Annotated in this window: 16 protein-coding genes and 1 pseudogene; 9 read left to right on the forward strand and 8 right to left on the reverse strand. The window is 61.7% G+C overall.

The window, feature by feature from the left end; translation table 11 throughout:
- Positions 1-169: 169 nt before the first annotated feature.
- Together GN234_RS20900 and GN234_RS20905 are read right to left on the reverse strand one after the other, a co-directional pair.
- The gene (locus GN234_RS20900) at positions 170-877 is read right to left on the reverse strand and encodes a 3'-5' exonuclease (protein ID WP_163856352.1); all 708 of its coding nucleotides are present in this window, start codon (positions 875-877) and stop codon (positions 170-172) included.
- Positions 874-2808, reverse strand: coding sequence for a putative nucleotidyltransferase substrate binding domain-containing protein (locus GN234_RS20905; RefSeq protein ID WP_305490392.1), 1935 nt, complete (start codon positions 2806-2808; stop codon positions 874-876). Before GN234_RS20905 ends, GN234_RS20900 begins: the two co-directional genes overlap by 4 nt.
- Positions 2809-3068: 260 nt before the next feature.
- Here GN234_RS20905 and GN234_RS20910 point away from each other — a divergent pair, with 260 nt between their 5' ends.
- On the forward strand, positions 3069-3515 hold the full coding sequence (locus GN234_RS20910) for a response regulator (protein WP_060740319.1): 447 nt from the start codon (positions 3069-3071) through the stop codon (positions 3513-3515).
- Between the two features lie 192 nt (positions 3516-3707).
- On the opposite strand, the gene GN234_RS20915 is transcribed toward GN234_RS20910, so the two are convergent.
- On the reverse strand, positions 3708-5885 hold the full coding sequence (locus tag GN234_RS20915; RefSeq protein WP_176689007.1) for a malate synthase G: 2178 nt from the start codon (positions 5883-5885) through the stop codon (positions 3708-3710).
- A 437-nt stretch (positions 5886-6322) separates the two neighbouring features.
- On the opposite strand from GN234_RS20915, the gene GN234_RS20920 reads away from it, so the two are divergent.
- On the forward strand, positions 6323-6844 hold the full coding sequence (locus tag GN234_RS20920) for a glycine cleavage system transcriptional repressor (RefSeq protein ID WP_109755010.1): 522 nt from the start codon (positions 6323-6325) through the stop codon (positions 6842-6844).
- Between the two features lie 214 nt (positions 6845-7058).
- Here GN234_RS20920 and rarD read toward each other — a convergent pair whose 3' ends face one another.
- From rarD to GN234_RS20945, 5 genes and pseudogenes are all read right to left on the reverse strand, one after another.
- On the reverse strand, positions 7059-7946 hold the full coding sequence (gene rarD / locus GN234_RS20925; protein WP_134926110.1) for an EamA family transporter RarD: 888 nt from the start codon (positions 7944-7946) through the stop codon (positions 7059-7061).
- A gap of 204 nt (positions 7947-8150) precedes the next feature.
- Positions 8151-9126 (reverse strand): annotated as a pseudogene (locus GN234_RS20930) (serine/threonine protein kinase).
- A gap of 170 nt (positions 9127-9296) precedes the next feature.
- Positions 9297-11198, reverse strand: a complete 1902-nt coding sequence (locus GN234_RS20935; RefSeq protein ID WP_176689008.1) for a PhoX family protein — start codon at positions 11196-11198, stop codon at positions 9297-9299.
- A gap of 66 nt (positions 11199-11264) precedes the next feature.
- Positions 11265-12029 (reverse strand): TOBE domain-containing protein, encoded by a 765-nt coding sequence (locus tag GN234_RS20940; RefSeq protein ID WP_176689009.1) that lies wholly within the window; start codon positions 12027-12029, stop codon positions 11265-11267.
- Positions 12030-12087: 58 nt separating this feature from the next.
- Positions 12088-12828 (reverse strand): ComF family protein, encoded by a 741-nt coding sequence (locus GN234_RS20945; protein ID WP_176689010.1) that lies wholly within the window; start codon positions 12826-12828, stop codon positions 12088-12090.
- A gap of 90 nt (positions 12829-12918) precedes the next feature.
- Between GN234_RS20945 and bioB the strand changes: the two genes are divergently transcribed.
- From bioB to GN234_RS20980, 7 genes are all read left to right on the forward strand, one after another.
- The gene (gene bioB, locus GN234_RS20950; protein WP_109755005.1) at positions 12919-13974 is read left to right on the forward strand and encodes a biotin synthase BioB; all 1056 of its coding nucleotides are present in this window, start codon (positions 12919-12921) and stop codon (positions 13972-13974) included.
- Between the two features lie 161 nt (positions 13975-14135).
- Positions 14136-15314, forward strand: a complete 1179-nt coding sequence (bioF, locus tag GN234_RS20955; RefSeq protein WP_176689011.1) for an 8-amino-7-oxononanoate synthase — start codon at positions 14136-14138, stop codon at positions 15312-15314.
- A complete protein-coding gene (locus GN234_RS20960; RefSeq protein WP_163856362.1) occupies positions 15307-16038 on the forward strand; it encodes an alpha/beta fold hydrolase in 732 nt (243 codons plus the stop codon). The genes bioF and GN234_RS20960 overlap by 8 nt, the downstream gene beginning before the upstream one ends.
- Positions 16031-16843: a malonyl-ACP O-methyltransferase BioC gene (bioC, locus tag GN234_RS20965; RefSeq protein WP_116833611.1), complete on the forward strand. Its 813-nt coding sequence runs from the start codon at positions 16031-16033 to the stop codon at positions 16841-16843. Before GN234_RS20960 ends, bioC begins: the two co-directional genes overlap by 8 nt.
- A complete protein-coding gene (bioD, locus tag GN234_RS20970; protein ID WP_163856364.1) occupies positions 16840-17520 on the forward strand; it encodes a dethiobiotin synthase in 681 nt (226 codons plus the stop codon). Before bioC ends, bioD begins: the two co-directional genes overlap by 4 nt.
- Before the next feature lie 119 nt (positions 17521-17639).
- Positions 17640-17936 carry a pyrroloquinoline quinone biosynthesis protein PqqE gene (locus GN234_RS20975; RefSeq protein ID WP_109755000.1) on the forward strand — a complete coding sequence of 99 codons (297 nt, stop codon included), beginning with the start codon at positions 17640-17642 and terminating at the stop codon, positions 17934-17936.
- A gap of 275 nt (positions 17937-18211) precedes the next feature.
- Entirely contained in the window at positions 18212-20017 is a 1806-nt protein-coding gene (locus tag GN234_RS20980; RefSeq protein WP_109754999.1) for a phenylacyl-CoA dehydrogenase, read from the forward strand.
- Positions 20018-20042: the final 25 nt, after the last annotated feature.

Consider the following 20042-nt stretch of genomic DNA (forward strand, 5'->3'; position numbering starts at 1 on the left):
GGGCGGGAAAGCAATTGGTGCTGGTCGGGACCTGATCTGTGGGTCTAATGAGTCTGTGGGAGCAAGGCTTGCCCGCGATGGTATCGCCTGGTTTGAGAGCCAAACCGAGTCGCCTGCATCGCGGGCAAGCCTTGCTCCCCACAGGTAAACCACCCTCGGAGCAGAGGATTTAGAGCGAAGGCGCCTGCTGGCGCCGTTTCCACTGGCCCAGGCGCTGTTGCAGTTCAAGCGGGCTGTGGATCTGCTGCTGGCGGGCACGGCTGAACAGGATCAGCGCCAGTTCGGCGGTGGCCAGGGCGTCGGCACTGGCGTTGTGGCGGTCGAAGACTTGCAGCTTGAACCAGTCGATCCATTCATCCAGACCCGCCTTGCGCAGATTGGCCTGGGGGCAAAGCATCGGCGCCAGGTCGGCCACATCGAGAAACGGATGCTGCAGGCGATAGCCCAGGTAGTCTTTCAAGGCGCGCCCGAGCATGTGGGAGTCGAATGGCGCGTGAAAGGCCAGCAGCGGACTGTCGCCCACGAACTCCATGAACGCCAGCAGCGCCTCGGCCGGGTCGCTGCCGGCGGCAATGGCGCTGGGCGCCAGACCGTGGATCAACACACTCGGCCCGAGTTTCTGCTTGTCGCATTGCAGGGTGCGTTCGAACTGCTGGCTGAAGTCGATCGCGCCGTCTTCGATGACCACCGCACCGATGGACAGAACCTGATCCTTGTTCAGGTTCAGGCCGGTGGTTTCCAGGTCCAGCACCACCCAGCGCTGTTCCCGTAAGCTGCGTTCATCCAACGGCGAGGAGGCGGGCAGGCGCTCCAGGCGCTGCTGCAACATCTGCGGCAACAGCGGCTGAGCCGGGCGTAGCCAGGAAAAAATGCTCACAACTGATACCTCAGCGCCAGGCTGCTTTGCAGGCGTTGGGCCTGGCGCAGGGATTCGCGCAGGATGCGCCGGTCCAGGTGATTGAGGCTGTCAGGGTCGACGCGATTGGAATAGGGCAGGTTCTCGCGGGTTTGCAATTGATGTTGTTGCATGCGGGTCTGCTGGATGAAGTGATAGGCCTCTTCATAGGCCGCGCCATCGAGCGGTTCGATCACTTCCTTGACGACCAGTTGCCGCAAGCGTTCCAGGGTATTGTTGACTTCGATGCCGTTGGCCAGGGCCAGCAGACGGGCGCCATCGACGAAGGGCGTCAGGCCTTGCACTTTCAAGTCCAGGGTGGCCTTTTCGCCATTCTTGCGGCTCAGCACGAAATCCCTGAAGCGTCCTACCGGCGGGCGATGGCGCAACGCGTTCTCGGCCATCATGCGCTGGAACAAGCGGTTATCGGCCACTTGATCGAGGATCTGCCGGCGCAACTGCTCGCAGCCCTGCTCGTCGCCCCAGACCACCCGCAGATCGAAATAAATACTCGAGCCCAGCAAGTTCTCCGGCGTCGCTTCGCGAATGAATGCCGCAAAGCGCCGGGCCCATTCGGCGCGGGACAGGCACAGCTCGGCGTTGCCGGCCATGATGTTGCCCTTGCACAAGGTGAAGCCGCACAGGGCCAGGCTCTGGTTGATCTGCTGGGCGATGGGCAGCAGCAGGCCGCGGATCTGCGCGGCATGGGCGGCGTCCCGCGCTTCGAACAAAATGCCGTTGTCCTGGTCGGTGTGCAGGGTCTGCTCGCGCCGGCCTTCACTGCCGAAACACAGCCAACTGAACGGCACCCCCGGGTCGCCTTTGTCAGCCAGGGTCAACTCGATGACGCGGCACACGGTGTGATCGTTGAGCAAGGTGATGATGTGGGTGATCTGGGTCGACGAGGCGCCGTGGGCCAGCATGCGCTCCACCAACTGGCCGATTTCGCCGCGCAGGGCCACGAGGTTCTCTACCCTGGGAGCGCTGCGAATGGTTCGGGCCAGGTGCACCAGGTCGACGCGCTGCAAGGAAAACAGATCGCGCTCCGATACCACGCCACACAGGCGATGGTCCTTGACCAGACAGACGTGGGCGATGTGGCGCTCGGTCATGGCGATGGCCGCGTCGAACGCGCTGTGGTCCGGCGAGAGAAAAAACGGTGCCTGGGTCATGTGTCCGACGATGGCCTGGGAAAAATCCCCGGAGCCATCGGCCACCACCTGTCGCAGGTCGCGCAAGGTGAAAATTCCCACCGGGGTTTTCTGCTCATTCACCACCACGATGCTGCCGACTTGTTGCTCGTGCATCAGCTTCACGGCTTCGCGCAGCGGGGTGTCCGGGCTGCAACTCACCGGATGACGCATCGCCAGTTCACCCAACCGCGTATTGAGGGAATATTGCGTGCCCAGGGTTTGTGCGGACTTTTGCTGGACTTGTTGGTTGACCTGATCGAGCAGGCTGCTGACCCCGCGCAGGGCGAAGTCGCGAAACGGGCCGGACAGGGCGAACAACTTGATGAAGGCTTGTTTGTTCAGTTGCAGGCAGAACGTGTCTTCGCCGGCCCGATGCTCGGTGCGCGTGGCCCGTTCGCCCAGCAGCGCGGCGAGGGGGAAACATTCGCCGGTGGTGATTTCGAAGGTGGTTTCGGTGCCACCTTTGGCCGTGTGCGGACGTTCGCCTACCACCCGGCCTTGCTTGACGATGTAGAAATGCTCCACCGGGCCGTCGGCGGGTTTGATGATGGTTTCGCCCGGCGCGTAGAAGCGCAGCAGGCATTGCTCTACCAGATAGGCCAGGTGGGCGTTTTCCATCTGGTTGAACGGGGGAAAGCGTTGGAGAAATTGCAGCGTCCCCTGGATGTTTTGCAACACCGCGGTTTTCCCTGCCTGGATGAAGGCGTCCGCTTTTTTCATAACCATTACGCAGTCTTTTTCGAATTGTTGTGGTCGGATCTGTTCTGCCATGGTCGGCCCCTCAGCGCGGGGTGCCCATTGGACGTAAGTCTAGGTCGCTGCATACGGGGCAGGCTTACGGAAAAGTCCTACGCCAGGCGTCGGAAAAATCTTCATTAAATGTTCTTGGAAAAAAATCCGACGAAGTGCACATTGAAGCGCCGCAGAACGATGTCTGACCACTGTGCCAGGGGATCGATTTAAAGAACGTAGAGAGCACCATGTCCGACCACGATATTTTGAGTGACGCCGAGCGCGAGGCGCTGAGTGCCGTCATGCTGGAACCTGACCTGCCGCCGCAGCGCGTCTTGATCGTCGATGACGACAAGGACGCTCGTGAGCTGCTGTCGGAGATCCTGGCGTTGGACGGGATTCACTGCATGACCGCCGCCAGTGGCGAAACGGCGCTCAAGATGCTGGAAACCAAGCCATCGATAGGCCTGCTGATCACCGATCTGCGCATGGGCAATGTCGATGGCCTGGAGTTGGTCCGCCTGGTGCGCGAGTCGGAGCGGGCGGCGCTGCCGATTATCATCGTGTCGGGCGATGCCGACGTGAAGGATGCCATTGAAGCCATGCACTTGAGCGTGGTGGACTTTCTGCTCAAGCCGATCGATACCGACAAGCTGTTGGGGTTGGTCAAGCATGAGTTGGGGATGGATCTTTAAGATCGTCTGTGGGGAGCAAGGCTTGCCCGCGATGCAGGCGCCTCGGTTTACCAAGGACCGCGCCGTCTTTATCGCGGGCAAGCCTTGCTCCCACAGTTAAACCCCTTCATCAGCCAAGGCTTGGTGATTAGCAATGAAAAAAGCCCTGATCGAGAGATCAGGGCTTTTGTGTGTCGCGTGTCTATCGCTCAATCACAACCCATTGGCTGCCTTGAACTCACGACGGCGACGGTGCAGCACCGGCTCGGTGTAGCCGTTAGGCTGCTTCGTGCCTTCGATCACCAGTTCGACCGCCGCCTGGAAGGCGATGTTGTTGTCGAAGCCTGGTGCCAACGGACGGTACAGCGGGTCGCTGGCGTTCTGACGGTCTACCACCGGCGCCATGCGCTTGAGGCTTTCCATCACCTGGTCCTGGGTGACGATGCCGTGACGCAGCCAGTTGGCGATGTGCTGGCTGGAGATACGCAGCGTCGCACGGTCTTCCATCAGGCCGATGTCGTTGATGTCCGGCACTTTGGAGCAGCCAACGCCCTGGTCGATCCAGCGCACCACGTAGCCAAGGATGCCCTGGGCATTGTTGTCCAGTTCGTTCTTGATCTGCTCCGGCGTCCAGTTCGGATTGACCGCCAACGGGATGGTCAGGATGTCGTCCACCGAAGCGCGGGCGCGCTTGGCCAGTTCGGCCTGGCGAGCGAACACGTCGACCTTGTGGTAATGCAGCGCGTGCAACGCGGCCGCGGTCGGCGACGGAACCCACGCGGTGTTGGCACCGGCCATCGGATGGGCGATTTTCTGTTCGAGCATCGCCGCCATCAGGTCCGGCATCGCCCACATACCCTTGCCGATTTGCGCGCGACCTTGCAGTCCGGTGCTCAAGCCGATATCGACGTTCCAGTTTTCATACGCGGCGATCCACTTCTCGGCTTTCATATCCGCCTTGCGCACCATCGGGCCGGCTTCCATGGAGGTGTGGATTTCGTCGCCGGTGCGGTCGAGGAAACCGGTGTTGATGAACACCACGCGCTCGCTGGCGGCCTTGATGCAGGCCTTGAGGTTGACCGTGGTACGGCGCTCCTCGTCCATGATTCCGACCTTGAGGGTGTTGCGTGGCAGGTTCAGTACGTCTTCGACGCGACCGAACAGCTCGTTGGTGAACGCGGCTTCTTCCGGGCCATGCATCTTTGGCTTGACGATGTACACCGAGCCGGTGCGGCTGTTGCGCCGCGAGGTGTTGCCGTTGAGGCTGTGAATCGCCGCCAGGCTGGTGACCAGGCCATCGAGGATGCCTTCCGGCACTTCGTTGCCATGCTTGTCCAGGATCGCATCGATGGTCATCAGGTGGCCGACGTTGCGTACGAACAACAGCGAGCGGCCGTGCAGGGTCACGCTCGAACCGTCGACGGTGGTGTAGACGCGGTCGGGGTTCATGGTCCGGGTAAACGTCTGGCCGCCCTTGGCGACTTCTTCAGCCAGGTCGCCCTTCATCAGGCCGAGCCAGTTACGGTAGATCACCACTTTGTCATCGGCATCGACGGCGGCGACCGAGTCTTCGCAATCCATGATGGTGGTCAGGGCGGCTTCCATCAGGATGTCTTTGACGCCGGCGGCGTCGGTCTGGCCGACCGGGGTGGTGGCGTCGATCTGGATTTCGAAGTGCAGGCCGTTGTGCTTCAGCAGCACGGCGGTCGGTGCCGAGGCATCGCCCTGGAAGCCGATCAACTGGGCATCGTCACGCAGGCCGCTGTTGCTGCCACCCTTGAGGGTGACCACCAGTTTGCCGTCGACGATTTTGTACGCGGTGGAATCGACATGGGAGCCGGCCGCCAGGGGCGCCGCTTCGTCGAGGAAGGCGCGGGCGAAGGCGATGACCTTGTCGCCGCGAACCTTGTTGTAGCCTTTGCCTTTTTCCGCGCCGTCGGCTTCGCTGATGGCGTCGGTGCCGTACAGCGCGTCATACAGCGAACCCCAGCGGGCGTTCGATGCGTTGAGGGCGAAGCGGGCGTTCATCACCGGCACCACCAGTTGCGGGCCGGCCATGCGGGCGATTTCGTCATCGACGTTTTGCGTCGTGGCCTGGAAATCCGCCGCTTCTGGCAGCAGGTATCCAATGTCTTGCAGGAAGGCTTTGTAAGCCACGGCGTCGTGGGCCTGGCCGGCACGAGCCTGGTGCCAGGCGTCGATCCGCGCCTGGAAATCGTCGCGTTTGGCGAGTAGGGCTTGGTTCTTCGGCGCCAGGTCGTGGATGACCTTGTCGGCACCGGCCCAGAACGCGTCGGCGGTGAGGCCGGTTCCGGGAATGGCTTCGTTATTCACGAAGTCGAACAGGACTTTGGCGACCTTAAGGCCACCGACTTGAACGTGTTCAGTCATTGCTTGCCTCACTCTGCTCAGCTATTTCGCTTTTCAGCTCTTCGATTTTGACAATGAAGCCTCGGGACATTTAAACCACAAACCCCGGAACCAGTACATGCCATCGCTGGCGGCTGGGTGTTAAGCCTTGCTGACGGGGCTTTTCAGGGATGCGACTGGCCTTAAGCAGACATCGGTACAACATTATGTAGTGCTTGCTGCGGCATACTACATGATCAATTGCGCTTGTGAAAATTAGACTAATTGCGTCGTTCCGCGACCGACTAAAGCAGTACGGTCACGACGAGGCACAGGATGTTCTCAAAAAACAGACAGATTGTTCCAGATAAATCTTAATGTTTGTACACGATGTTTTGCTCCCACAGTGGTCAGGTATAAATCCTCAGGCTCACGGTCTGCTGCCTATACTGTTTCTTCCACAACAAGAGGGCCGCGCCATGGACCATCTGGTCATCACTGTTTTCGCCCCGGACAAGCCCGGGCAGGTCGAGCGCATTGCCGATTGCATCGCCGAGCACGGCGGTAACTGGCTGGAAAGCCGTATGTCGCGACTGGCGGGGCAATTTGCCGGGATCCTGCGGCTCAGCGCCCCGGCCGAAGTCCACGAAGAGTTGATCGAAGCCTTGCAGGGGCTGTCGGCCCATGGCATCCGCGTATTGATTGCCGAAAGCAGCCTGGAAGAAACCTGTAGCTGGAAACCCATCACCATGGAACTGGTGGGCAATGATCGTCCCGGCATCGTGCGTGATATCACCCGATTGCTGAGTGAACAGGGGGTAAACGTCGAACGCCTGGTGACGCAGGTTCGTCCGGCGCCGATGAGCAACGAGTTGCTGTTCCACGCCGAAGCGACCCTTGGGGTGCCCTTGACCCTGTCGCTGGACACCTTGCAGGAACGCCTGGAGACCCTGGCCGATGAGTTGATGGTGGAACTCAAGCTCAGCGACGAAGCGCAATAAAGGTTATCCAAGAAAAAACTGCGCCTGCCTGTGGATAACCTGTAGAGACCCGGCTCCAGCCCAGGGTCGCCGGGGTTCTGCGGAGAGTGGTCAAAAAATCATCAGTTTTCAAGGGCTTGTGCACAAACGGCGGGGATCACGCTGTGGATAACCTTGGGACGGATGAGCGCAGGCCACGCGGGGCGTGGCCTGTGGAGGTTTGTACGTTTTTTGATCAGCTGCGCCGGCGCATGCTGATCACGGCATCGACGCTATACACCGCAAGCCCAGCCCAGATAAACAGAAACGCCACCAGTGTGCTGGACGACAGGTGCTCACCGAACAGCAGCACGGCGAGCAACAACACCAGCGTCGGTGCGATGTACTGGAGGAACCCGAGGGTGGTGTAGGGCAAATGCCGCGCCGCGGCGTTGAAGCACACCAGCGGAACCAGCGTCACGGGGCCTGCCGCCACCAGCCACCAGGCTTCGGAGGTGGTCCAGAACGCGGCCTGGGCACTGGTGGCCGTGGGGTTGAACAGCAACCAGGCGATGGCGATCGGCACCAGCATCCAGGTTTCCACCACCAGCCCCGGCAATGCCTTGACCGGTGCCTGTTTGCGGATCAATCCATAAAAGCCGAAGGTCAGCGCCAGCACCAGGGATACCCACGGCAGGCTGCCCACTTGCCAGACCTGCTGCGCCACGCCGACCGCCGCCAACCCTACCGCCAGCCATTGCATGCGGCGCAGGCGCTCGCCGAGGATCAGCATGCCCAGCAGTACGTTCACCAGTGGGTTGATGTAGTAACCCAGGCTGGCTTCGAGCATGCGCTCGTTGTTCACCGCCCAGACGTAAGTCAGCCAGTTGGCCGCGATCAACGTCCCGCTCAAGGCGAGGATCGCCAGTCGTCGTGGATTGTCCCGCAGTTCGCGCCACCAGCCGGGGTGTTTCCAGACCATCAGCAACGCCGCGCCGAACAAGGCCGACCACAGCACGCGGTGGATGATGATTTCCACCGACGGCACGCTGGCGATGGCCTTGAAGTAGATCGGGAACAGTCCCCAGATGATGTAGGCACTCAGGCCCAGGATGTACCCGCGACGCGGGTTGGCGGCTTGCATGCAGAATCCTTGCTTAGGCAGCGAACAAAGGGGGGTGATTGTAAGGAGATTTGTCTGGTTGTGCTGTGAACCTTGTGCACAATCACCGAAAGTCCCCTGTGGGAGCGGGCTTGCTCGCGAAGGCGGCGTGCCTGGCAGTACAACTTTGCCTGACCCAGCGCTTTCGCGAGCAAGCCCGCTCCCACAGGGTGATTCTGCAGTCCATCAGAACAACTTCAACGGCTCTTCATTGAGCGCCGCCAGTTGCTCGCGCAGTGCCAGTACCTGGTCGCCCCAGTAACGTTCGCTGCCGAACCACGGGGAAGCTGCGCGGGAAGGCCGGGTCGTCCCAGCGTCGCGCCAGCCAGGCGCTGTAATGCATCAGGCGCAGGGCGCGCAGCGGTTCGATCAGCGCCAGTTCACGCGGGTCGAAGTCGTGGAACTCACGGTAGCCATCCATCAATTCCGACAACTGCCCCAGGCATTCCTGGCGATCGCCGGCGAGCATCATCCACAAGTCCTGCACCGCCGGACCCATGCGGCAGTCGTCGAGGTCGACGATGTGGAAGACCTCGTCACGGCACATCATGTTGCCGGGGTGGCAGTCACCGTGCATGCGGATGTTCTTATGGGGCGTGGCGGCGTAGACCTCTTCGACACGCTTGAGCAGGTCCCTGGCGACCGACTCGTAGGCCGGCAGCAGGGCGCGGGGGACGAAACCACTTTGCAGCACGGTAGCCAGCGAGTCATGGCCGAAATTCTTCACGCCCAAGGCTTCACGATGCTCGAACGGGCGGGTCGCCCCGAGCGCGTGCAGGCGCCCGAGCAGTTGCCCCAGGCGATAGAGTTGATCCAGATTGCCCGGCTCCGGCGCCCGGCCACCGCGACGGGGAAACAGGGTGAAACGAAACCCGGCGTGTTCGTGCAGGCTGGTGCCGTTGTGGATCAGCGGCGCTACCACGGGCACTTCGTACTCGGCCAACTCGAAGGTAAAACTGTGCTCTTCCAGGATCGCTTCGTTGGTCCAGCGCTGGGGGCGATAGAACTTGGCGATCAGCGGCTCGGCATCTTCGATGCCGACCTGATAGACACGGTTCTCGTAGCTGTTGAGGGCCAACACGCGGGCGTCGCTGAGAAAGCCGATGCTTTCAACGGCATCGAGTACCAGGTCGGGCGTGAGGGTTTCAAACGGATGGGACATGCTGACTCCTGCGCAGCGGCAGGGCTGCCGCGTCCGACCCAGCATGGTAGCGCAGACGGAGGCAGATAGGTGGTGGCTGTGCTGACGCTATCGTGAGCAGGCTCGCTCCCACAGTGGATCTTCGGTTGTACCGCCGATCCCTGTGGGAGCTTGCTCGCGATGAGGTCCTATCAGGCGCCGATGACCCCGCCATCTTCCCGGGTAATCACCATCACCGATGACCGTGGCTTGCCGTTGGGCAGGTGCTCAGGGAAGGTCGAGCCGCCGTTTTCCCCCGGATGCTGGATCCCGACGAACAAGGCCTTCTGGTCCGGCGCAAAACTGATCCCAGTGACTTCGCAGCCCACCGGCCCGACCATGAAGCGGCGAATTTCGCCACTGTTGGGGTCGGCGCAGAGCATCTGGTTGTTGCCCATGCCAGCGAAGTCCCCGGCGTTGCTGGAGTCACCGTCGGTGAGGATCCACAGCCGCCCGGCTTTGTCGAAGCCCAGGCCATCGGGGCTGTTGAACATATTCTGCGCGTTGATGTTGGACGACCCGGCTTTCGGCGTGCCAGCGTGTACCGTTGGGTTGCCGGCGACCACGAACAGGTCCCAGGAGAAGGACTTGGAGGCGTGGTCGTCGCGGTCGGTGCGCCAGCGCAGGATCTGCCCGTAGACGTTCTTGGCCCGAGGGTTCGGCCCGTCCACCGGCTGACCGTCTTCGCCGCGCTTGGAGTTGTTGGTCAGGGTGCAATAGACCTGGCCGTCTTTCGGGCTGACCACGATCCACTCCGGGCGGTCCATGCGGGTGGCACCCACGGCGCTGGCGGCCAGGCGCGCATGGATCAGCACTTCGGCCTGGTCGGCGAAGCCGCTGCTGGCGTCGAGACCGTTCTTGCCATGGGTCAGCTCGATCCACTGGCCCTTGCCTTTGGGATGGTCCGGGTTGCCGTCGCCGGCATCGAAACGCGCCACGTACAAGGTGCCATGGTCCAGCAGGTTACGGTTGGCCTTGGCATTACGCGGGTTGATGCGTTCGCGGCTGACGAACTTGTAGATGAACTCGCCGCGCTCATCGTCGCCCATGTACACCACGGCGCGACCGTCATTGGTCTGCGCCAGGGCGGCGTTTTCGTGTTTGAAGCGGCCCAGGGCGGTACGTTTTACCGGGGTGGATTGCGGATCGAACGGGTCGATCTCGACCACCCAGCCGTGGCGATTGAGTTCGTTGGGGTTCTTTGCCAGGTCGAAGCGCGGATCAAACAGGTGCCAGTTGATCTCACGGCTGGTGACGGTGGCGCCGTAGCGTTTTTGCGCTTCATCAAACTGCAAATCGGACTTGCTGCTGCCGAAGCAGTCGGTGAAGTTTTCTTCGCAGGTCAGGTAGGTGCCCCAGGGTGTCATGCCGTTGGCGCAGTTCTGGAAAGTCCCCAGCACTTTCTTGCCGCTCTTGTCGGCGCTGGTTTTCAGCAGGTCATGGCCGGCGGCCGGGCCGCGCAGGCGAATCGGCGTGTTGCCGTGGATGCGGCGGTTGTAGCGCGATTCCTGGACAAACTGCCACTGGCCGCGACGACGCTGGACCTCGATCACCGAGACCCCTTCGCTGGCCTGGGCCTTGTGCACGTCTTCGGCCGACTGCGGCTGGCCGCCGTGGGGGAAGAGGTAGCGGTAATTGGTGTATTCGTTGTTGATCGCCATCAGCGCCCGGTTATTGTCGCCGGGGAACGGGAACAGGCTCATGCCGTCGTTGTTGTCGCCGAACTGCACTTCCTGTGCGCGGGCAGTACCGTTGCCACTGGGGTCGAAGGCCGGGGCATTTTTCTGCAGCGGCTGGCCCCAACTGATCAGCACCGAGGATTTGTAGCCCGGCGGCAAGGTGATGGTGTCGGCCGTGGCGGCGGCGATGCTGTTAAAGCCCAGCAGCTTGCTGTTGCCTTCGCTCACGGCGGCGGCCAGGACGCTGCGGCTCAGCAGGTTGCCGCCCAAAAACATCGCCGCGCCGCACAGGGCGCCGGCACTGATGAAACTGCGACGGCTCAGGCCGACGATCTTTTCCAGGTCGGTGGATTGGTTTTCTTCTAATAGGCTCATCTCAGGCTCCCTGCTGGTTTTGGCAGTCACCTTAAAGCGGGTCGATGAAACTATTGTTGCAGCGTGCTACAGCGGTGTGCCGAGCAGCACATTTGTTGGCGAAAACGTTACTTGCACCAGTGAGCCGGCTGCCAGTTTCTGCGCTTGTAACTGAAGCGGCTCGGCCAGGGCGCACAGCGTCTGGCCATTGGGCAGGCCTATGCGCACTTCGCTGGGGCCGTCCTGGGCGGCGTCGATCTGCTCGATCATGCCGCGCAGTGTATTGGTCCCCGGTTTTTCCGCTTGCTCGATAGGGTGCAATTCCAGCCAGCCGGCCTTGATCAGCGCCACCACTTCGGTGCCGGTATCCAGCTCCAGGCGCAGGGTGCTGTCGTGGGTGATCTGGGCTTCGATGACCAGGCCCCGGGCCAGCTCCAGGCGTACCCGGTCGTTGTGCCCTTGCGCCTCGATGCCCAGGACCTTGCCATGCAATTGATTGCGGGCACTGGTGCGCAGCATCAGGCGACTGAGCAGGCCCAGGTCGCCGGCGTCCTCGCTCGCTTCCAGCAGTTGGGCCTGCAGCGCTTGCAAGCGCTGATACAGGCGCAGCACGCGCAGGCCTTCCTCCGACAACTTGGCGCCGCCACCGCCCTTGCCGCCGACGCTGCGCTCTACCAACGGTTGGTCCGCCAGGTTGTTCAATTCATCGATGGCATCCCAGGCCGCCTTGTAGCTCAGGCCCGCGCTCTTGGCGGCGCGGGTGATCGAGCCCTGTTCGGCGATGTGCTGCAACAGGGCGATGCGTTGAGGTCGCCGAACGATGTGCTGGGTCAGAAGTGTGGACAAGGACATGACGGAAAACTGCATGCAAGGGGCTATGAGCGGACGTTGGCGCCTTGGGCGCGGCACGTCAAGCCGGCTCACCGGGTTTCGGCGTGCGGGCCAGGCAGTACACATCGACCCGCGCAGCGCCGGCATCGCGCAACAGGGCCGCCAGTGCTTGGGCAGTGGCACCGGTGGTGAGCACATCGTCGACCAACGCCAGGTGACGGTTGCGCAACGCGGCCTCGGGCGCCAGGGCAAAGGCCTGGCGCAGGTTTCGCCGTCGTGCCTTGGCGTCGAGGGCCTGTTGGGCGGGGGTGTCCTGGGTGCGTCGCAGCAGGTTTTCTTGGCAAGGGATCGCCAACGGTCCACTGAGCCAGCGGGCCAGTAGCGCCGCCTGATTGAAACCGCGCTGGCGCAAGCGCCGGGTCGCCATTGGCACCGGTACCAGTGCGTCGGGCCGTTCCAGGCCTTCGTCGAAATGATGCTGCAGCGATTGGGCCAGCAGTTCGCCCAGTAGCCGGCCCAGGGGCCACTTCGCCTGATGCTTGAAACGGGTGATCAGGCTGTCCACCGGGAAGTCGTAGGCCCAGGGGGCCAGGACCCGCTCGAAGGCCGGCGGTTGCGAGGCACATTGTCCGCAACGCAGTCCGGCCATGGGCAGCGGCAATGCGCAGACGCGGCATTGATCGCCAAGCCAGGGCAGTTCGCTTTCACACGGTGTGCAGATAGGCTGTGGTGTGTCGGTGCTTTCGCCGCACAATAAGCAGAATTGTTTGTTTTTTAACCAGATGTAAACCGGTCCGTTGTAACGTGGTTGACAGCGCATGACTCTTCCTTAAATATGCCGAACATCCGTGTCGCGCCTGTGGGTATTCCATCCCCCAGGCGCCAGCCAAGCATAATCAAGGAAATGCCCATGAGCGCCAGCACCACTGCCAACCTGCGTCATGACTGGTCTTTGGCCGAAGTCAAAGCACTCTTCGTCCAGCCATTCAATGACCTGCTGTTCCAGGCGCAGACCGTGCACCGCGCGCACTTCGACGCCAACCGCGTCCAGGTTTCCACGCTGCTGTCGATCAAGACCGGCGCTTGCCCGGAAGATTGCAAATATTGTCCGCAGTCCGGTCACTACAACACCGGGCTGGATAAAGAGAAATTGCTGGAAGTGCAGAAGGTCCTCGAAGAGGCCGCGCGTGCCAAGGCCATCGGTTCGACCCGTTTCTGCATGGGCGCGGCCTGGAAGCATCCGTCGGCCAAGGACATGCCGTATGTGCTGGAGATGGTCAAAGGCGTGAAGGCCATGGGCCTGGAAACCTGCATGACCCTCGGCCGCCTCGACCAGGACCAGACCCAAGCGCTGGCCCAGGCCGGCCTGGACTACTACAACCACAACCTCGACACATCGCCGGAGTTCTACGGCAGCATCATCACCACCCGCACCTACAGCGAGCGCCTGCAAACCCTGGCCTATGTGCGTGATTCGGGGATGAAGATCTGCTCCGGCGGCATCCTCGGCATGGGCGAGTCCCTGGACGACCGCGCCAACCTGCTGATCCAACTGGCGAACCTGCCGGAGCACCCGGAATCGGTGCCGATCAACATGCTGGTCAAAGTCGCCGGTACGCCACTGGAGAATGCCGAGGATGTCGATCCGTTCGATTTCATCCGCATGCTCGCCGTGGCGCGGATCATGATGCCCCAATCCCATGTACGCCTGTCCGCTGGCCGTGAAGCGATGAACGAGCAGATGCAGGCCTTGGCGTTCCTGGCCGGTGCGAACTCGATTTTCTACGGTGACAAGCTGCTGACCACCGCCAACCCGCAAGCCGACAAGGACATGCAGTTGTTCGCCCGCCTGGGTATCCAGCCCGAAGCCCGGGAAGAACATGCCGATGAAGTGCACCAGGCGGCGATTGAGCAGGCGCTGGTGGAGCAGAAGAGTAGCGAGCAGTTCTACAACGCCGCTGTTTGATTGCTCACCGATTCCCTGATTGGAATGCAAGAAACTGTGGGAGCGAGCCTGCTCGCGATGGCGATGGAACCTTCAACATTTGTGTCGACTGGTACACCGCTATCGCGAGCAGGCTCGCTCCCACAAGGTTTTTGGCCAGTCTTTAAATAGTTGAGGCCTGCATGCCCTTCGATCTCGCCGCACGCCTGGCTGCCCGTCGTGCCGAAAACCTCTATCGCCAGCGCCCGTTGCTCGAAAGCCCGCAGGGCCCGGAAGTGGTGGTGGACGGCCAGCCGTTGCTGGCTTTCTGCAATAACGATTACCTGGGCCTGGCCAATCACCCGCAGGTGATCGAAGCTTGGCGCGCCGGGGCGGCTCGGTGGGGCGTCGGTGGCGGTGCTTCCCATCTGGTGATTGGCCACAGCGGCCCACATCACGCCTTGGAAGAAGCCTTGGCCGACTTGACCGGCCGCCCACGGGCGCTGCTATTCACCACCGGCTACATGGCCAACCTCGGCGCGGTCACCGCGCTGGTGGGGCAGGGCGATACCGTGCTGGAAGACCGCCTCAACCATGCTTCGTTGCTCGACGCCGGGCTGTTGTCTGGTGCGCGCTTCAATCGTTACCTGCACAACGATGCCCAAAGCCTGGCCAATCGCCTGGAGAAAGCCACTGGCAATACCCTGGTGGTCACCGATGGCGTATTCAGCATGGACGGCGACATCGCCGACCTGCCGGCACTGGCCCGTGCGGCCAAGGCCAAGGGCGCCTGGCTGATGGTCGACGATGCCCACGGTTTTGGCCCGCTGGGTGCCAATGGTGGCGGTATCGTCGAGCATTTTGGCTTGAGCCAGGATGACGTGCCGGTGCTGGTTGGCACCTTGGGCAAGGCCTTCGGCACCGCCGGCGCTTTTGTGGCCGGCAGTGAGGAACTGATCGAGAGCCTGATCCAGTTCGCGCGTCCCTATATCTACACCACCAGCCAACCGCCGGCCCTGGCCTGTGCCACGCTCAAGAGCCTCGAACTGCTGCGCAGCGAGCATTGGCGGCGTGAACATTTGCAGGTGCTGATCCGCCAGTTCCGTCACGGCGCCGAACAGATCGGCCTGCAATTGATGGACAGCTTCACGCCGATCCAGCCGATCCTGATCGGTGATGCGGGGCGGGCGATGCGTTTGTCGCAGATGCTGCGTGAGCGCGGGCTGATGGTCACGGCGATCCGTCCGCCCACCGTACCGGCCGGCAGCGCCCGTTTGCGCGTGACCCTGACCGCCGCCCACAGCGAAGCCCAGGTGCAGCTATTGCTGAATGCACTGGCCGAGTGTTTTGCCCAACTGGGACCGGAGCCAAGCCATGCGTGATCGACTGATACTGCTGCCCGGTTGGGGCTTGGGTATTTCGCCGCTTGAGCCATTGGCGGCGGCGCTGCAAGGTCTCGACGAACATCTGCGGGTGGAAATCGAGCCGTTGCCGGCACTGACATCGAGCGACCTCGATGAATGGCTCGAGGAGTTGGACGCCGCCGTGCCCCAGGATGTCTGGCTGGGCGGTTGGTCCCTGGGGGGCATGCTGGCTTCGGCGCTGGCGGCGCGGCGCGGTGAGCGCTGCTGCGGCTTGCTGACCTTGGCGAGCAATCCCTCGTTCGTCGCCCATGCGCAATGGCCGAGTGCAATGGCCGCTGAAACCTTCGATGGCTTTCTCGCCGGGTGTGCCGCCGATCCACGCCAGACCCTCAAGCGTTTCAGTTTGCTATGCGCCCAGGGCTGCAGTGATCCGCGTGGATTGTCGCGATTGCTATTGGCCGGTGCACCGAGTACTTCGCCCGAGGTATTGATGGCCGGGCTCGAACTGCTGGTGCAACTGGACACCCGTCAGGCATTGCAAAGCTTTCGCGGTCCGCAACTGCATCTGTTTGCCGGGCTCGATGCCCTGGTACCGGCTGAAGCCGCGAGTGAATTGTTGGTCTTGCTGCCGGATGTCGAAATCGGTCTGATCGAACAGGCCGGTCACGGATTTCTTCTGGATGACCCCCACGGTGTGGCGGGGGCGATCCAGGCTTTTTTGCATGAGTCCGGTGATGACTGATTTGTCTCTTCCCAAATTACCCGGTGCCTTGCCCGACAAGCGCCAGGTGGCGGCTTCGTTTTCCCGGGCTGCAGCCAGTTATGACAGCGTGGCCGAGTTGCAGCGCGACGTGGGCCAACAGTTGCTCGGGCGCTTGCCGTCTTCGTTTATCCCACAACGTTGGCTGGACTTGGGTTGCGGCACCGGTTATTTCACCCGGGCCCTCGGCGCGCGTTTCGGCGAGACGACCGGCCTGGCACTGGATATCGCCGAAGGCATGCTCAACCATGCTCGTCCCCAGGGCGGAGCTGCGCATTTTGTCGCCGGCGACGCGGAGCGACTGCCCTTGCAGGCGTCGAGTTGCGATTTGGTGTTCTCCAGCCTGGCGGTGCAGTGGTGCGCGGATTTTGCCTCGGTGCTGAGTGAGGCTCATCGTGTATTGAAACCGGGTGGGGTTTTTGCCTTTACCAGCCTTTGTGTGGGCACTTTGTACGAATTGCGCGACAGTTGGCGTCAGGTGGATGGCCTGGTACACGTCAACCGTTTCCGCGCATTCGAGACGTATCGACAGTTGTGCGCGGCCAGCGGGCTGCATGTTCTCAGTCTTGAAAATTGTCCCCATGTGTTGCATTACTCCGATGTGCGCAGCCTGACCCACGAGCTGAAAGCCTTGGGCGCCCACAATCTGAACCCTGGCCGGCCCGGTGGGTTGACGGGCAGGGCGAGGATCCTGGCGTTGGTTGAAGCCTACGAACAGTTTCGACAGGCGCAGGGGTTGCCCGCGACCTATCAGGTGGTCTACGCCGTCTTGGAGAAACCGCTATGAGCCAGGCCTATTTCATTACCGGCACCGACACCGATGTAGGCAAGACCACCGTCGCGGCAGGCCTGCTGCATGCTGCGCGGCAGGCTGGCATGAGTACCGCCGCTGGCAAACCCGTGGCCTCCGGTTGCGAGGTGACACCCAAGGGCCTGCGCAATGCCGATGCCTTGGCCTTGCTAGCCGAATGCTCGATACCGTTGACTTATGCACAGGTCAATCCGGTGGCGTTCGAACCGGCAATAGCGCCGCACTTGGCTGCCCGGGAGGCGGGCGTTGCGTTGACGGTGCAGTCGTTGCTAGGCCCGATGCGCGAAGTGCTGGCGCTGGGCGCCGATTTCACCTTGATCGAAGGTGCGGGCGGTTGGCGAGTGCCGCTGGCCGGCCAGGACAATCTTTCCGACCTGGCGATAGCGCTGGGCTTGCCGGTGATTCTGGTGGTGGGCGTGCGCCTGGGCTGCATCAGCCATGCGTTGTTGACCGCCGAGGCGATCGCCCGTGATGGCTTGCAGCTTGCTGGTTGGGTCGCGAACATCATCGACCCGGCCACCTCGCGCCTGGAAGAAAACCTGGCAACCTTGGCCGAGCGACTTCCGGCGCCTTGCCTGGGCCGGGTGGCACGAATCCAAGGCGTGACGGCCGAAGCCGTGGCCGAACACCTTCAATTGGACCTGCTGGACTGAAACCACGCCAAGGTTTTGCCTATGACGCGGCACTGTGCCATTAGTGTTTTTGTCGGGCCTTTTCCGCAGGCTTCTGGTTCAATGGCCACTGTCGACCCTTCAAGAAGACGAGCTCTGCCATGGAAATCTCAGGAAACACCGCGTTCTATGCCGGTCTGAGTACGATTCAGACAGGGCAGAACCGTGTCGATCAGGCGGCCGGCCAGATTGCCAACACCACGATCGAGCGCTCGGTCACCAGTCAGTCGTCCGAAGTGCAGGTTGATCGCCTGCGTTCGGTGGATCGCAGCCAACAGTCGGACCAGGCCGCAAACGTGGTCGAACTGTCCCAAGGCAAGTTCCAGGTGCAACTGGGTGTGAGCGTGGCCAAGGCATCCGACGAAATGCTCGGTACGTTGATCGATACCTTCGCCTGATCCTGTTCTTCAGATTTACGAAAACGCCGCGATTATTCGCGGCGTTCTTGTCTCTAACGTCTTATTGCTCAACTAATATTTCCTACGCACACCGCGAGTTCTTCAGTGCGATGGATTCTCCGTGTCCGACATTTTTCCCATGCTGATGACGAATGGCAAAAGATCGGCGCTTGACAAGATTTGGGCGTAAACGTATGTTTCAAACAACTGTTTGACCGCTACAACAAATCCACGCGGTCGTTCATTCCCGGTTACATCAGCAGAGGTTTATCGCTATGCCTGACTACAAGGCCCCCTTGCGTGATATTCGCTTCGTTCGTGACGAACTGCTTGGCTACGAAGCGCATTATCAGAGCCTTCCGGCTTGCCAGGATGCAACTCCGGACATGGTTGACGCCATTCTCGAAGAAGGCGCCAAGTTTTGTGAGCAGGTATTAGCTCCGCTGAACCGCGTGGGCGACATCGAAGGCTGTACCTGGAGCGAGTCCGGCGTGAAGACCCCGACCGGTTTCAAGGAAGCCTACAAGCAATTCGTCGAAGGCGGCTGGCCAAGCCTGGCCCACGACGTCGAGCACGGCGGGCAAGGCCTGCCGGAGTCTCTGGGCCTGGCGGTCAGCGAAATGGTCGGCGAAGCCAACTGGTCCTGGGGCATGTACCCAGGCCTGTCCCATGGCGCGATGAACACCATTTCCGAACACGGCACGCCTGAGCAGCAAGAGGCTTACCTGACCAAGCTGGTTTCCGGCGAATGGACCGGCACCATGTGCCTGACCGAACCGCACTGCGGCACCGACCTGGGCATGCTGCGCACCAAGGCCGAGCCTCAGGCCGATGGTTCCTACAAGGTCAGTGGCACCAAGATCTTCATTTCGGCCGGTGAACACGACATGGCCGACAACATCGTCCACATCGTGTTGGCTCGCCTGCCGGACGCTCCCGCCGGCACCAAGGGCATTTCGCTGTTCATCGTTCCCAAATTCCTGCCTAACGCCGATGGCTCCATCGGTCAGCGCAACGCAGTGAGCTGTGGTTCCCTGGAACACAAGATGGGCATCCACGGCAACGCCACTTGCGTGATGAACTTCGACGCGGCCACCGGTTACCTGATCGGCCCGGCGAACAAAGGCCTGAACTGCATGTTCACCTTCATGAACACCGCACGCCTGGGCACCGCGCTGCAAGGCCTGGCCCACGCCGAAATCGGTTTCCAGGGCGGCCTGAAATATGCCCGCGATCGTCTGCAAATGCGCTCCCTGACTGGCCCGAAAGCACCGGAAAAGGCTGCCGACCCGATCATCGTGCACCCTGATGTGCGTCGCATGCTGCTGACCATGAAGGCTTTCGCCGAAGGTAATCGGGCGATGGTCTACTTCACCGCCAAGCAGGTCGACATCGTCAAGTACGGCGTAGATGAAGAAGAGAAGAAAAAAGCCGATGCGCTGCTGGCGTTCATGACGCCGATCGCCAAGGCCTTCATGACTGAAGTCGGCTTCGAATCGGCCAACCATGGCGTGCAGATCTACGGCGGCCACGGCTTCATCGCTGAGTGGGGCATGGAGCAGAACGTTCGCGACAGCCGTATCTCGATGCTGTACGAAGGCACCACCGGCATCCAGGCCCTCGACCTGCTGGGCCGTAAAGTGCTGATGACCCAGGGCGAGGCACTCAAGGGCTTCACCAAGATCGTCCACAAGTTCTGCCAGAGCAACGAAGGCAACGAAGCGGTCAAGGAGTTCGTAGAACCCCTGGCTGCGCTGAACAAGGAATGGGGCGAGCTGACCATGAAGGTCGGCATGGCGGCCATGAAGGATCGCGAGGAAGTCGGTGCGGCATCGGTGGACTACCTGATGTACTCCGGTTACGCCTGCCTGGCCTATTTCTGGGCCGACATGGCACGCCTGGCTGCGGAGAAACTCGCCGCCGGTACTACCGAAGAAGCCTTCTACACCGCCAAGCTGCAGACCGCGCGCTTCTACTTCCAGCGTATCCTGCCGCGCACCCGTACCCACGTGGCAGCCATGCTGTCGGGCGCCAACAACCTGATGGACATGAAAGAAGAGGACTTCGCGTTGGGCTACTAAGCCTCACGCGGTTCTTCCAAAAGCC

This window comes from Pseudomonas bijieensis, from assembly GCF_013347965.1.
In the GTDB taxonomy this organism is placed as follows: Bacteria; Pseudomonadota; Gammaproteobacteria; order Pseudomonadales; family Pseudomonadaceae; genus Aquipseudomonas; species Aquipseudomonas bijieensis.